Source organism: Desulfovibrio sp. 6_1_46AFAA, from assembly GCF_000224635.1.
GTDB classification, from domain to species: Bacteria; Desulfobacterota; Desulfovibrionia; order Desulfovibrionales; family Desulfovibrionaceae; genus Desulfovibrio; species Desulfovibrio fairfieldensis.
In genome coordinates, this window is record NZ_JH114303.1 from 361248 (window position 1) to 375121 (window position 13874).

Sequence of the window (13874 nt, forward strand, 5' to 3'; positions counted from 1 at the left end):
CAGTTTCTCTCGACAGTACTATTGTTAAGGTTCATCCCGATGGAACAGGGGCCTTAAAAAACAGGTCCGCAGTCCATCGGAAAGTCCAGAGGCGGCTGGACGACCAAGCTTCATATGGTTGCCGCGAATGCTGAATGCGCGTTGAATTTCAGCCTCACTCCCGGCAACGCCGGCGATGCTCCCGAGGGGCGCAGGCTGCTTGTCCAGTTGGGGCCGATGCCAGCGCCGTGCAGCTTGCTTATGGATGGCGCATATGAGGGTAATGAAACGACTCGCTTGGGACGTGAGTTGGGCTTCACTCCGGTGGTGCCGCCCAATCCCAACCGACTGAAACCGTGGGAGTATGACAAAGAGCTATACAAAAGACGTAATGAGGTAGAACGGCTTTTCAGGAGGCTCAAAGGCTTCCGCCGTGTTTTTACTCGGTTCGACAAGCTCGATGTCATGTTCCTGGCCTTTGTCGTCTTTGCGTTAATTGTTATAGCCCTGAAATAGTGTTAACAGACCCTAGAGCATTTCAACGCTGAAATGTTCTAACAGCGAACACGGTGAGGTGCGCTGCGAAGACCAACTCGACGGGCGGCCCGCAGGGCCGTGCCTGTAGCCCAAAGGACGTACAGGCATCGAGAGCAACGCGGCGTGGATTCCGGCAAAGCGACCGAAGGCGGTCCGAAGGACTGTCCCCGTTGGCGACAACGGAACCATATGGGGATCGACAGCAACGATAACCACGCTTTTTGCCGGAATGACCCCTTTGAAACGTGTAGCGTTTCAAAGGGAATCTGCTCTAGTCCAGTCCCCTGCCCCGCTGCCGCAACGAGGCCTCCACCGCCGAAAGGCATTGCAGCACCACATCCTCGGGCGGCTGGGCCGCGTCGATGATGGCAAAGCGCTCGGGTTCCTCGGCGGCCAGGCTCCGGTACCCCTGGCGCACGCGCTCATGAAACTCCAGGCTTTCGGCGTCGAAACGGCCCTCGGAGAGCACGGTGCCCTCTTCCCGGTTGCGCAGACCGGCCCGCTCCAGGCCGCAATGCACAGGCAGGTCCAGCAGCAGGGTCAGGTCCGGCATGAGGCCGCCGGTCGCCATGTCATTGATGCGGAGCAGATGTTCCGGGTCCAGGCCGCGGCCATAGCCCTGGTAAGCCAGGGTGGAATCCGCGTAGCGGTCGCAGAGCACGGTCTGCCCGGCTTCCAGGGCCGGGCGGATGACCTCGGCCACATGCTGGGCGCGGTCCGCCAGGAAGAGATAGAGCTCGGCCCGGCTGGACAGGCCGCGCGTGCGGGCGTCCAGCAGAATGGGACGCAGGCTGCGGCCCAGAGCGCAGCCGCCCGGCTCGCGGGTGAGCAGGGGGTCGTATCCGAGCCCTTGCAGATGCTCGGCCAGCAGGCGCTGGGCCGTGGACTTGCCCGAGCCTTCTATACCTTCAAAAGAGATAAACATTCTTCCCTCACCGCTTTTTTACGGCCTTTTGCCGCGGACGAGGCGGAAGCCGCGATCTCCGGTTTCGAGGCTTCCGGGGTGCGCGGGGCCCGGTACAGGGGCCGCCCCAGAGTGGCCTGCCAGGGCGTCCAGTCCTGGCCTTCCCCGCCCAACTGGTCAAACAGGCCCCGGCACTGGGCCATTTTGGCGTCCAGGTTGTCGGCATAGTGCAGGGCCAGAGCCTCGGCGGTGTGCGGCTGGCGCACCGCGCCGAACTGCAACTCGCCGTGATGACTCAGGATGAGATGCTTGAGATGGCGTTGCAACCCCTCGTCCAGACCGGATTTAGCCAGGTACGGGGCCAGCATTTCCACGCCCAGCATAAGATGGCCCAGCAGGCGCCCTTCATCCGTGTAGTCGTTGGCCAGGCCGCCGGAAAATTCGCGGATCTTGCCGAAATCGTGGAACAGGGCCCCGGCCAGCAGGGCCTGGCGGTCCAGTTCGGGATACTGGTCGGCAATGCGCCGACAGAGCCTGAACACGCTCAAGGTATGTTCCAGCAGGCCGCCCACATAGGCGTGGTGCACGCCCTTGGCCGCCGGACAAACCCGGAAAGACGCGCGCAATTCCTGATTGTTGAGCACGCCAAGCACCAGCTTGCGCCAGGGCGCGTGGCTGAATTCCTCTCTGCAGAGGGCCAGCAGCTCGTCCAGCATTTCGTCCAGGGAAAATGGGCTGGCGGGCAGCAACGCGGCCTGGTCCACAGCCGCGCCCTCCTCTTCGGAGAGCGGGCGCAACTGTTCCACCGTGAGCTGGACCTGGTCCCGGTAGAGGCCGGCGCGGCCTTCGGCCCAGACCACGGAGCCCACGGGAATGTCGCTGAACTCCGCGCTGAGCGGATGCCAGATCTTGGCCTCCAGGCTGCCGCTGGCGTCGGCCAGGGTCAGCCGCCAGTAGGGCCCGTTGCGCGACTGGCCCTGGGCCGCCTGACTGACCACGAACAGGCCGCGCGCCTCGGAGGCCGGGCCGATGTCTTTGACGTAAGAACCTTTTTCCATATATTGTCCGCGTTACGGCGCGCGACCGGGGCCGGGCTCCGGCCCGCCGCGCCCGTGCTTTGAATGACTCTTTTCTCCCGCGCGGGCCACGGCGGCGCGGGAATCCCTGTCTTTGCAGATTCCCTTCTTTCCGAGGTATTGTCAAATGGACGTTCTGCTGACCAACGACGACGGCATCCGGGCTCCGGGCCTCAGGGCCATGTACGCGGCCCTGCTGGAAGCCGGGCACAGCGTGCATGTGGTGGCCCCCATGCGCCAGCAATCCGGGGTGGGGCATTCCCTCACTGTCTTCGACCCCCTGCGGGCCATGGAATTCGAAGAGCCCGGCTTCAGGGGCACGGGCATATACGGCACGCCCACGGACTGCGTCAAGCTGGCGCTGGGCCGCCTGCTGCCCCGCAAGCCGGACATGGTGATTTCCGGCATCAACGCCGGGCCCAATGTGGGGCCGGACATCCTTTATTCCGGCACGGTGGGCGCGGCCACGGAAGCGGCCCATGAGGATCTGCCCAGCCTGGCCGTCTCCCACGACGACCATCTGGGCAACGGGGACCTGCTGCCCCAGGCCCGCCACGCCGTGGCCCTGGCCGGACGCATCGACTGGTCCCGCCTGGCCCCGCGCCGGGTGATCAACCTCAATTACCCGGCGGGAACCCTGGATGAGGCCAAGGGCCTGCGCGTCTGCCCGCAGACCAGCGCGGTCTGGAAAAACGTCTATCTGGAGCGTTTTGATCCGCGCGGCGCGCCCTACTGGTGGCTGGAAGGCGAAATCCCGGCCCATACCATCAACGCCGGGTCGGACAAGGACCTGCTCAACCGGGGCTATATCACTGTGACGCCGCTTTGTTTTGAATTCACGGATCACGCGGGCCTGAAAGAGTTGGAAGGCATGGAGCTGCGCTGAAGCGGCGAGATCGGCCCGTATCCGCTATCGCCGCCGCGCATGGGGCGGACACGGCGAGGTTCCCGGCGGCAAGCCCGGTGGCCGCCGTCATGCCCACCAGCGGGGCCACCTTGGCGACGCCGTCCCGCGCGGCGGTGGAGGCTTTGCCCGTCCGCTCTTCCTTCATCTTGTCCGCCGACTTGGCGGCGAACCAGGAGCCGAGCGGGCCCATGACAGCGCCGCCGATGCCCGCCAACAGGGGCAGGAAGAAGAAACGGCCGTCCCGATCCACCCTGCCCACGGGATCATCCACACAGTAGTCATACAGGTCGCCGTCGCCGCGCCGGTCTTTGGCCGGGTCACGGCTGATGAAGCGGCCCACCTCCGGATCATAGTGCCGGCAACCGAACCGCACCAGGCCCGTAGCCCCGTCCACAATGCCGCCGCCGAAACCCAGCGGAATGTACAATTCCGGCAGGCTGTCGAAGAGCACATTGCCGAAGCTGTCATAGTCCACGCGCTTGACGATGCCGCCCGCGCCGTTGACCAGGGCGCGGAACGAGCCACCTGGTCCAGACCCAGTAAAAAATAGTCCTTATCCGTGCCCCAGAAGCCGCCCGCGATGCCCAGACGCCCGTCGGCGTCATACATATAGCGGATGCCCCGCGCCATGTCCTCCACCCGCTGCCCGGCCTCACTATAGGCATAGGCCTCCCGCTCCCGGCCATCGCACTGCACGCGGAGCAGATGGCCGGACGCATCATAGGCGTAGCGAAAGCGGCGCACGCCCTCGGGCCAATGCTCCTCCCGGCGGAGGATTTTGCCCCCGGCATCACGGTCCACCGCGACGGAAAAACATTCGGGCACGGATTTTTTGTCCACAAATCCTGATACATACAGCCTCCATTTTATAGATTTACTGTAAAAATTAAATTTTGTTCAGGATAAATATATTTATTTTTATACTATTGCAAAAAATCTTTTTATTTTAAAAGTATTATTTTAATTTTAGGTGGTTAATCACCTTCTCCGGACGGCACTGATCCGGCCCGCGTCCCTTCCGGCCGGGTCGGCGGCCGTCGCCCTGCCGGAAAGCTTCTCTCCCTTTGCGCTTTTCCGGCATATGGGATATATGTCAGACCTCCATTATCCGGCCGGGGACCATGTTTTCCCCGGCCCATACCGCAAGCAGAACAGGAGGAAGCCATGCCTCTTATGGGTCCCAGAGAAATGTTCGCCGCCGCCTACGCCGGGCGCTACGCCGTAGGCGCGTTCAACGTCAACAATATGGAAATCGTCCAAGGCATCATGCGGGCCGCCGCCGAGGAAAAATCCCCGGTGATCCTCCAGGTTTCCGCCGGAGCCCGCAAATACGCCGGTCAGACCTACATCATGAAACTGGTGGAGGCCGCCCTGATCGAAGACCCCGCCGTGCCCGTGGTGGTGCATCTGGACCACGGCCCCAGCTTCGAGATGTGCAAGGACTGCATTGACGGCGGCTTCACTTCGGTGATGATCGACGGCTCGCACCTGCCCTATGAGGAAAATATCGCCCTGACCAGACAGGTGGTGGACTATGCCCACCCCAAGGGGGTCTGGGTGGAAGCCGAGCTGGGCAAGCTGGCCGGCGTCGAGGAACACGTCAGTTCCGCCGAGCATGTTTACACCGATCCGGACCAGGCGGTGGATTTCGTGCAACGCACGGGCTGCGACTCTCTGGCCGTGGCCATCGGCACCAGCCACGGGGCCTACAAATTCAAGGGCGAGGCCAAACTGGACTTCCCGCGCCTGGAAGCCATCAGCGCCAAGCTGCCCGGCTACCCTCTGGTTCTGCACGGGGCCTCCAGCGTGCCCCAGGAGTTTGTGGAACTGTGCAACAAGTACGGCGGCCAGGTGGGCGGGGCCAGGGGCGTGCCCGAAGACATGTTACGCAAGGCCGCGAGCATGGGCGTGTGCAAAATCAATGTGGACACGGACATCCGCCTGGCGCTCACCGCCTCCATCCGCCAGTTCCTGGCCGAACATCCGGAACAGTTCGACCCGCGCTCCTACCTTGCCCCGGCCCGCGAGGCCGTCAAGAACATGGTGGCGCACAAGATCCGCAATGTGATGGGTTCTTCGGGGAAAAGTTAGGGAAGTACTGATTAATGGTCTTTTTGCCCTCTGCCTGTGTCAGGCTCACTCCGTGCGACGGTCGAATATGTCTGAATATACTCCCTTCGCCCGCAGTTCGCCTTCCTTGGCAGAGAACAAAAATCTTCATTACTCAGCGCTTCCTTAGAGGATTTCAGATTTGAAATACTCTAAACGTATTCGCACACAAGGAGCGCAACCATGCCCGTAAAATTGGGAATGAACGGCTTCGGCCGCATCGGCCGTTATCTGCTGCGCCTGCTGGCCGACGATCAGGATCTTCAGATCGCGGCCATCAACGCCCGCGCGGACAACGCCGCCCTGGCCTACCTGTTCAAATACGACTCCACCTACGGCACGTTTGCCGGTGAAGTGGGTCATGATGACAACGGCATCATCGTCAACGGACGCCACGTCGCGGTGACCCGCCGCAAGGCCGGGGAATGGGAGTGGAAACGCCTGGGCGTGACCCTTGCCGTGGAAACCACGGGCACCATCAAGGACCGCGAGGGTCTGGCCCGGCATCTGGACTGCGGGGCCGAAAAGGTGGTCATTTCCGCGCCGGGCAAGGGCGTGGACGCCATGATCGTCATGGGCGTGAACCAGGAGATCTATGATCCGGCCAAGCAGGCCATCATCTCCGCCGCGTCCTGCACCACCAACTGCCTGGCCCCGGCGGTCAAGGTCGTGCATGAGAACTTCGGCTTCCGCCACGGCCTGATGACCACCATCCATTCCTACACCATGAGCCAGCGCATTCTGGACGGCTCGCACAAGGACTGGCGGCGCGGCCGGGCCGCGGCCGTCTCCATGGTGCCGTCCAGCACGGGCGCGGCCAAGGCCGTGGGCGTGGTCATGCCTGAGCTGGAAGGCCGGATCAACGGCATGTCCGTGCGCGTGCCCACCTTTGACTGCTCGCTGGTGGACCTGACCTGTGAGGTGGAAAAGCCCTGTGACGCCGACGCCGTCAACGCGGCGCTCAAAGCCGCCAGCCAGGGCGCGCTCAGGGACAATATGGGCTTTTCCGAGGAGCCCCTGGTTTCCATCGACTACAGGGGCAGCACCTACGGCGGCGTGGTGGACGCCCTGTCCACCCAGGTGCTGGACCAGACCATGCTCAAGCTGCTGGTCTGGTACGACAATGAGGCGGGCTTCACCAACCAGTTGCTGCGCCTGCTGCGCATGGTGGGCAAGGACTGCTGAGTTTCACAGTGTTTTTGACGTCAAAGGCCCCGCCTGTCCATGGATTATGTCATGGACAGGCGGGGCCTTTGACGTCGTGTCGCCTGACCGCGCGGCATGCGCGGGGAGGAAAAATTTGCCGCCCGCGCGCCGAAAAAATCAAGCCGTTTTCACTCTTCCATCAAAAACATAAAAAACACAGTGGGATGCTGGTAGGAAAAATTTTCCCACCAGCTCTAATCCATATCCGAAAGAACGCCGATAGGATTATAGAGGCGGAAGGACGCATGGACGCGTCGGCATTGGGCACCGCCCGTGGCATACAGCATTCATGGAGGAATGTATGTATATCAATCATAACCAGATGGCCTCCAACGTGGCCAACACCCTCACATCCCATTACGGAAATCTGCAAACCTCAACCAAGCGCCTGTCCACGGGCCTGCGCGTCAATTCCGCGGCTGACGACGCCGCGGGTCTGGCCATCCGCGAGCTGATGCGCACCGACATCACGGCTCTGCAACAGGGCGTGCGCAACGCCAACGACGCCATTTCCCTCATCCAGACCGCCGACGGCGCCTTGGGCGTCATCGACGAAAAGCTGACCCGCATGAAGGAACTGGCCGAACAGGCGGCTACCGGCACCTACGATTCCACCCAGCGTTTGATGATTGAGTCCGAATATCAGGCCATGGCTTCGGAAATCACCCGAATCGCCAATGCCACAGACTTCAACGGCATCCATCTGCTGAACGGCAATCTGTCCGGCAGTACGCACAGCGGCGCGGCTCTCAGCGCCACCGGCAAGCTGAAGGTGCACTTCGGCACGGCCAACGACTCGGCGGAAGACTATTACTACATTCAGATCGGCGCGAGCACCGCTTCGGCCCTGGGTGTGGGCAATCAGGCGACCGCCAGCAGCACCACAGCCGACGCCCGTACGGTCTCCACGCAGGAACAGGCCCAGAAGGCTCTGCTGGGCCTGACCAACGCCGTGGTCTCCAAGGACAAGATCCGGGCGCATCTGGGCGCGTTGCAGAACCGCCTGGAAAACACCATTTCCAACCTTACCACCCAAGCCGAGAATCTGCAGTCGGCTGAATCGCGCATTTCCGACGTGGACGTGGCCACGGAAATGACGTCGTTCGTCCGCAACCAGATTCTTACCCAGTCGTCGGTGGCCATGCTGTCGCAAGCCAACAGCATGCAGCAGATGGCCATGCAGCTCATCGGCTAGGAAAAACTTCGTGGTGGAGGGAGACGACCCATAACCGGGCGTGCGGCAGGGGAGTGCCGCCCGACCGTAACAATGTGAGGGAAACCCCGGTCCGTTTCACGGATCGGGGTTTTTTGCATCCCGAGGCTTCGACATAATAAACTATCCCTTGATACAAAAAGCCCCCGCCAGAACGGCGGGGGCTCACGAGCCGGAGCGCTGGCCCGTATGGAGGAGGACTTTACTCCCTGGTTATCTCAATGGATTTTGCCCGAGACTGAGCAGGCACTTTGCGCGGGATGGTGACGGTCAGGACGCCGTTCTTGTGCGTGGCCGTGACGGCCTCCGCATCCGCGTCTTCCGGCAGAGCCAGAACCCGCTGAAAGGAACCATAGACCCGCTCAAGCACATGCTGATTTTTCTTGTCGTCCCTGTTTTCCTGTTTTTTCTCGCCTGCCACGATCAGGGCATTGTCGCGCACTTCCAACCTGACGTTTTCCGGCTCCACGCCGGGCAGCTCAACGCTCAGCACATAGGCTTTCTCGTCGCTGGTCAGGTCCAGGCTGGGCAGGATGTCCGCCTCGGCCCGCTGATGCCGCCAAAAAGGCAAAAACTCGTTCATGGCTTCCCACGGCGTGACCATGCCGTTGAACATATTCTGGAAAAAATTGTCTATATCGTCACGCACGGGCGTCACGGGCAGGTCGTCCCGACGGGGCGCGGCCTCACGAGGAGCAAACCAGCGGCGGGGAAGAAAACGCGTATTGTTCATAACTGACCTCCTGTGAAAATCATTCTATCTTATGGGTAATCATCCCTTTTATTGCGTCAAGAGGCTGTGGAAAAGTTTCAGGCCGGAGGCATGTTCGCCCTTCCCCCCAAGCCATGGGCAGGGGCGGCTTAGAGCGGTTCACATTTGGAATGAGTGATTGCTCCGCGCCAAAATGCAGGGAAGCGGCCGGGGACGGCATTGCGACCGCCAAGGCGCAACAGGCGCATGGAGGGGCAATTCCCGCCCCATACGGTCTTCAAGGCAGCGCAACCCCTTTGCGCGCCATGCTTCCGACGCTCTTTTTGGCACGGATCATGCTTAAGACTGGATGCAGGTTTTCAGGCATTTTTTGCCTCCCCTGACGCCACGAGTCAGGGAAGACAAGGGATTTTCCCTTGCAGGCTGAGGCCGCGCACCTAATGCTTTCGGCTGTTGTGCCGAAAGGACAGGCAAGCGCACTGGGAACACATCATAAACCCTGCTTGCGCAGGCATTGTGCGGCGGCAGTCCGCAAGGAAGCGGGCGTGCGTAGTGCACCGCCGGGCAGACAGCACATTCATGGAGGAATGTCATGTATATCAATCACAACCAAATGGCCACCAATGTCGCCAACACCCTGACCGGACATTACAGCGACTTGCAGACCTCGACCAAGCGCCTGTCCACAGGCCTGCGCGTCAATTCCGCGGCTGACGACGCTGCGGGCCTGGCCATCCGCGAACTGATGCGCACCGACATCACGGCTCTGCAACAGGGCGTGCGCAACGCCAACGACGCCATTTCCCTCATCCAGACCGCCGACGGCGCCTTGGGCGTCATCGACGAAAAGCTGACCCGCATGAAGGAACTGGCCGAACAGGCGGCTACCGGTACCTACGATTCCACCCAGCGTTTGATGATTGAGTCCGAATATCAGGCCATGGCTTCGGAAATCACCCGAATCGCCAACTCCACGGACTTCAACGGCATCCATCTGCTGAACGGCAATCTGTCCAGTAGCACGCACAGTGGCTCGGCGATGACCTCCACGGGCAAGATGAAGATCCACTTCGGCACGGCCAACGACTCGGCGGAAGACTATTACTACATCCAGATCGGCACGAGCACCGCCTCGGCTCTGGGTGTGGGCAATCAGGCGACCGCCAGCAGCACCACAGCCGACGCCCGTACGGTCTCCACACAGGAACAGGCCCAGAAGGCTCTGGTGGGCCTGACCAACGCCGTGGTTTCCAAGGACAAGATCCGGGCGCATCTGGGCGCGCTGCAGAACCGTCTGGAAAACACCATTTCTAACCTTACCACTCAGTCCGAAAACCTGCAGGCGGCTGAATCGCGCATTTCCGACGTGGACGTGGCCACGGAAATGACGTCATTCGTCCGTAACCAGATCCTCACCCAGTCGGCTGTGGCCATGCTTTCGCAGGCCAACAGCATGCCGCAGATGGCCATGCAGCTCATCGGCTAGCCTGGTTGAGGGCGTGCACGGCACGCGCAGACCACATATCCCCGGGGGGTCACGCCCTCCGGGGATATGTTTCGTCCGGCTCAAAACGCCGCAATCCGGAAAAGGCGGGGCGTCAGCGGGGCTCTTCCACCCGTTCCAGCAGATCGTTCTTCAAAGCCCAGAGCAGGGTGAAGCGCGCGCCCTCGACACTGCGACCCGGCGGACAGGCCCGGCGGATCAGTTCATCCGCCCGCACGGGGTGTCGGGCCTGTACCAGCAAGCGGCGGAATTCCACGCCGTCCATGCACAGTTCCAGGCCGGGCCAGACCACGCAGAATTCGCGCCCGGCCCGCACGCGCTCGCCCCGGGCCGTGGTACGCAGCCAGAGCGGGCCGCCGGACAGATCCGCATCGGCGGAGAATCCCGCGGAAGGGTAGCCGGAAAACAGCTCTCCGAGACGCAAAAAAGCCGGATGCCGGGCCGCGCGGATGCGTTTTTCCTCCGCCGCATCCAGGGGCTCCCGCCAGAGCGCGTCCCAGAAGTCCAGCCAGCGCCGGATCACGCCCTCCCAGGTGAAGTTTTCCAGCACGCGCCGCCGGGCCGCAATTCCCATGCGGGCCCGCAGAGGCGCGTCACAGATCAGACGGCGCAGGGCTTCGGCCAGCGCCGGAACATCCACCGCCGTCTGCTGGGCCCGGAACAGTTGATGGATATTGTCGGGCAAGACGCGGGCCAGACGGTCCAGGAGGGGCGTGCTCGCCGGAGCCAGGCAGGGCGTCAGAAAACCGGTGACATTGTGCTCCACCAAGTCCCGGTAGCCGTCCCAGTCCGAAACTACGGCGGGCAGGCCCGCCGCGCCCGCCTCCAACAGGGTCAGACCGAAACTTTCCTGAATATTGTCCGAGGGCGACACAAAGATATCAGCGGCGGCGAAAAGCGCGCGCACGGCATCGGACGCGGGGTCGGGCAACAGGCTGAACGGCACCTTCAGTGCCCGCGCGGCGGCTTCCAGGGCTTCCGGGTAATGGTCGCCGGGGCGGGCTCCCCCGGACATGAGCAGACGCGGTCGGGCTGTGGGGTCGGCCTCCATGACCCGGCGCAGGGCATACAGCAGCGGCATGGCGTCCAGCTTGTCGTCCAGGCTTATTCTCCCGTGCAACAGGCAGACGGTCTCCCCGTCGGCCAGGCCGAAACGCGCACGGGCCGCGCGGCGCGCCTCCGGCGTCGACTCCGGGAAGGCTTCCGGGTCCACGCCCAGAGGAATGGTCTCAAGCCGGGGCTGGAGCCAGTCCGGATTCAGGCCATAGCCTTCCCGCAATTGTGCGAAATAGCCCGCCAATACCCTGGACGCGGCCCGCGACGTGGCCCCGATGGCGTCGCGCGCTGTAACGCCGGGCCAGATATGGGCCAGAAAGCGCTGGGCGTAGTCAAGATAACTGATGCTGTGATTGACGCTGGTAATGGGAAAAATTCGGGAGGCCAGGGCGTTGCGCAGGGCGGCGAGTTCCGGCTGCCCTGAAACGGGATCGGAAAGGTGAAAGCAGTGGTAGGGCGTGGCGCGCAGCGCGTCTGCCAGATCCAGGCGGCTGAAAATTTTCACGGCCCCGCGCGCCGCGCCGGGCAGATCGTTGCGCGCGGCAAAAGCCGTGCGTAACGCATCCGGATCGGTCACAAAAAAATGATATTCATCAAAGGGATCAAGCCGCAACAGGGCTTTCATAAAGCCTGTATTGGCCACCTTGCGGCCATACACCGCGCCGCCTTCCAGAAAGGGGTGCAGCGTGCCGAAAATGCCTCCTCCCATCAATCTCTCCCGCGATGCTGCCCAAAACAATCGAATGAATAGAACGAAAAAGAAAAATACTCTTGCGTCAGTCTTGTTGTAATTTTAAGGAAGGAAGACCCACATATGGAAGCCAATGAATATCCATGATTGAGGCTTTCATTCGATTGCCCCGTGTTGCCGCAATCCGGTATTATGACCGGCGCTCAGGCCAGCGCCGTCAAATCGTACTCCGCATTCTCCACAATGTCGCACTCCACCAGCGCTCCGGGGCTCACGCCGGGACCGCTGACATAGGTCATGCCGTCCACTTCCGGGGACTGGAACCAGACCCGGCCGCTGTGCAGACCGGGCCATTCCGGATGCGGCGCGTCCACCAGCACGGGCAAGCGTTGTCCCACACGCTCCGCCAGCAGACTTTCGCTGATGCCCGCCTGGATCTCCATCAGCGTGGCGCGGCGGCGCTCCCTGATCTCTTCCGGCACCTGATCCGGCAGTCCAGCGGCTTTGGTGCCCTCTTCGGCCTGGTAGGCGAACACACCCATGTTCTGGAAGCGGCTTTCCTCCACAAAACGGCAGAGGCTGTCGAAATGCGCTTCGCTTTCGCCGGGATAGCCCACAATGAAGGTGGTGCGCACGGCGGCTTCCGGCAACGCGTCGCGCACCCGGTCCAGCACGCGCCGGGGATCACCGGCAAAGGGCCGCCCCATGCGGGCCAGCACCTCGGGGTGGGCGTGCTGGAGGGGAATATCCAGGTAGGGCAGCAGCGGGCCGCCGGATTCCCTCATAAAGCGCAGCAGTTCCGGCGTGACCCCGCTGGGGTAGAGGTAGAGCAGGCGCAGCCAGGCCAGGCCGTCCAGGCCCAGCAGCCCCTCCAGCAGATGCAAAAGGCTTTTCTTTTCGCCCAGGTCCCCGCCCCAGGCGGTGACGTCCTGCGCCACCAGCACCAGTTCACGCACCCCCTGCTCCAGCAGGCCGCGAGCCTCGGCCAGCAGATCGGACACGGGTTCGGAGCGCAGGCCGCCCCGGATGGACGGGATGGTGCAGAAAGCGCAGTTGTGGCGGCAGCCTTCGCCGATTTTCAGCCATGCATAGGATGGTCCGGTGGAAAGCAGACGCCCGCCGCTCCCTGGCCCTTCCGGCAGACGCGGCAGGCCCAAGGCCCGTGCCAGCATGGCCGGCCAGTCCGCCAGATCTCCGGTGGGCAGCCAGAGGTCCACCTCGGGCAGCTCACGGGCCAGCTCCTCCGCGCCGTAACGCCCCACCATGCAACCGGCCACGGCCAGCAGGGGTTTGTTCTTGCAACGGGCCAGCCGGTTCACGGCATCCAGCACGGCCCGCACGGACTCGCGCACCGCCGGAGCGATGAAGCCGCAGGTATTGATGAAGACCAGCCGCGCCCGGCCCATCTGGGCCACGCTTTTGACGGGCAGGCCCAAGGAACCCAGCAGGCGTTCGCTGTCAACCCGGTTTTTGGGACACCCCAGACTCAGGGACCAGACCGGCAGGGTTTTCATTGTGGTATGGGTGCTCATCGCCGCATAGTACAGCGGCCGCGCCCGCTTGTCATCCGGCCCGCTCCCGGCGCGTGGGGCAGACACACCTCTTTGGAGGGCAACGGCAAAAAAAGGGACTTGCCCCGGCCAAAGATTTTTGGAGACGGGAGGTGAAATGGATCCGCCGCACATCTTGTTAATCCGATAGCCAACATGCTAGTATCGCGTAACGCTTAAATATTACACGGTACCGGCCGCCGGACGCGAGCCCGCCGTGAGCAAGAGTGTTACATGGCACGGGTCTCTTTTGCCGTTGAGACAAAAGGGCACGATGTTCCTTTCGGCGGTCCCTGTCCAATTGCCTGCCGTCGTCTCCCGAATATGCGCTGAAGGACGGCCTATGAGAGAGAGAGAGAGAGAGAGAGAGAGAGAGAGAGAGAGAGAGAGAGAGAGAGACACTATAGACGGACGGTACGGTACGGTCGGT

Annotated in this window: 11 protein-coding genes and 1 pseudogene; 6 read left to right on the top strand and 6 right to left on the bottom strand. The window is 62.4% G+C overall.

Annotation, left to right across the window (positions count from 1 at the left end):
• Positions 1–495, top strand: a pseudogene (locus tag HMPREF1022_RS11440) (IS5 family transposase); the annotation flags it as partial.
• Between the two features lie 292 nt (positions 496–787).
• On the opposite strand, the gene tmk reads toward HMPREF1022_RS11440, so the two are convergent.
• Positions 788–1441 carry a dTMP kinase gene (tmk, locus tag HMPREF1022_RS11445; protein ID WP_009303228.1) on the bottom strand — a complete coding sequence of 218 codons (654 nt, stop codon included), beginning with the start codon at positions 1439–1441 and terminating at the stop codon, positions 788–790.
• On the bottom strand, positions 1417–2478 hold the full coding sequence (locus HMPREF1022_RS11450; protein WP_009303229.1) for a 3'-5' exoribonuclease YhaM family protein: 1062 nt from the start codon (positions 2476–2478) through the stop codon (positions 1417–1419). The genes tmk and HMPREF1022_RS11450 overlap by 25 nt, the downstream gene beginning before the upstream one ends.
• A gap of 145 nt (positions 2479–2623) precedes the next feature.
• Here HMPREF1022_RS11450 and surE point away from each other — a divergent pair, with 145 nt between their 5' ends.
• Positions 2624–3382 carry a 5'/3'-nucleotidase SurE gene (gene surE, locus HMPREF1022_RS11455; protein WP_009303230.1) on the top strand — a complete coding sequence of 253 codons (759 nt, stop codon included), beginning with the start codon at positions 2624–2626 and terminating at the stop codon, positions 3380–3382.
• Here the strand turns inward: surE and HMPREF1022_RS11460 are convergent.
• Positions 3333–3878 carry an RHS repeat-associated core domain-containing protein gene (locus HMPREF1022_RS11460; RefSeq protein WP_009303231.1) on the bottom strand — a complete coding sequence of 182 codons (546 nt, stop codon included), beginning with the start codon at positions 3876–3878 and terminating at the stop codon, positions 3333–3335. The two genes, surE and HMPREF1022_RS11460, sit on opposite strands and share 50 nt — an antisense overlap.
• Before the next feature lie 689 nt (positions 3879–4567).
• On the opposite strand from HMPREF1022_RS11460, the gene fba reads away from it, so the two are divergent.
• From fba to HMPREF1022_RS11475, 3 genes are all read left to right on the top strand, one after another.
• On the top strand, positions 4568–5494 hold the full coding sequence (gene fba, locus HMPREF1022_RS11465; protein ID WP_008682670.1) for a class II fructose-1,6-bisphosphate aldolase: 927 nt from the start codon (positions 4568–4570) through the stop codon (positions 5492–5494).
• Between the two features lie 201 nt (positions 5495–5695).
• Positions 5696–6697, top strand: coding sequence for a type I glyceraldehyde-3-phosphate dehydrogenase (gap, locus tag HMPREF1022_RS11470; protein WP_008682673.1), 1002 nt, complete (start codon positions 5696–5698; stop codon positions 6695–6697).
• Positions 6698–7019: 322 nt separating this feature from the next.
• Complete coding sequence (locus HMPREF1022_RS11475) at positions 7020–7913, top strand: flagellin N-terminal helical domain-containing protein (protein WP_008682675.1); 894 nt, start codon at positions 7020–7022, stop codon at positions 7911–7913.
• 220 nt (positions 7914–8133) lie between these two features.
• Here the strand turns inward: HMPREF1022_RS11475 and HMPREF1022_RS11480 are convergent, their stop codons facing one another.
• Positions 8134–8664, bottom strand: a complete 531-nt coding sequence (locus tag HMPREF1022_RS11480; RefSeq protein ID WP_008682677.1) for an Hsp20/alpha crystallin family protein — start codon at positions 8662–8664, stop codon at positions 8134–8136.
• Between the two features lie 571 nt (positions 8665–9235).
• Between HMPREF1022_RS11480 and HMPREF1022_RS11485 the strand changes: the two genes are divergently transcribed.
• A complete protein-coding gene (locus HMPREF1022_RS11485) occupies positions 9236–10129 on the top strand; it encodes a flagellin N-terminal helical domain-containing protein (RefSeq protein WP_008682678.1) in 894 nt (297 codons plus the stop codon).
• A 112-nt stretch (positions 10130–10241) separates the two neighbouring features.
• Here the strand turns inward: HMPREF1022_RS11485 and HMPREF1022_RS11490 are convergent, their stop codons facing one another.
• Complete coding sequence (locus HMPREF1022_RS11490) at positions 10242–11912, bottom strand: glycosyltransferase family 4 protein (RefSeq protein WP_009303232.1); 1671 nt, start codon at positions 11910–11912, stop codon at positions 10242–10244.
• A 185-nt stretch (positions 11913–12097) separates the two neighbouring features.
• Entirely contained in the window at positions 12098–13426 is a 1329-nt protein-coding gene (gene rimO / locus HMPREF1022_RS11495; RefSeq protein ID WP_008682680.1) for a 30S ribosomal protein S12 methylthiotransferase RimO, read from the bottom strand.
• Between the last annotated feature and the right edge of the window lie 448 nt (positions 13427–13874).

Bases quoted from the DNA above. Each gene is read 5' to 3' on its own strand.
- tmk (WP_009303228.1), bottom strand. From the start codon at position 1,441: ATGTTTATCTCTTTTGAAGGTATAGAAGGCTCGGGCAAGTCCACGGCC.
- HMPREF1022_RS11450 (WP_009303229.1), bottom strand. From the start codon at position 2,478: ATGGAAAAAGGTTCTTACGTCAAAGACATCGGCCCGGCCTCCGAGGCG.
- surE (WP_009303230.1), top strand. From the start codon at position 2,624: ATGGACGTTCTGCTGACCAACGACGACGGCATCCGGGCTCCGGGCCTC.
- fba (WP_008682670.1), top strand. From the start codon at position 4,568: ATGCCTCTTATGGGTCCCAGAGAAATGTTCGCCGCCGCCTACGCCGGG.
- gap (WP_008682673.1), top strand. From the start codon at position 5,696: ATGCCCGTAAAATTGGGAATGAACGGCTTCGGCCGCATCGGCCGTTAT.
- HMPREF1022_RS11475 (WP_008682675.1), top strand. From the start codon at position 7,020: ATGTATATCAATCATAACCAGATGGCCTCCAACGTGGCCAACACCCTC.
- HMPREF1022_RS11480 (WP_008682677.1), bottom strand. From the start codon at position 8,664: ATGAACAATACGCGTTTTCTTCCCCGCCGCTGGTTTGCTCCTCGTGAG.
- HMPREF1022_RS11485 (WP_008682678.1), top strand. From the start codon at position 9,236: ATGTATATCAATCACAACCAAATGGCCACCAATGTCGCCAACACCCTG.
- HMPREF1022_RS11490 (WP_009303232.1), bottom strand. From the start codon at position 11,912: ATGGGAGGAGGCATTTTCGGCACGCTGCACCCCTTTCTGGAAGGCGGC.
- rimO (WP_008682680.1), bottom strand. From the start codon at position 13,426: ATGAGCACCCATACCACAATGAAAACCCTGCCGGTCTGGTCCCTGAGT.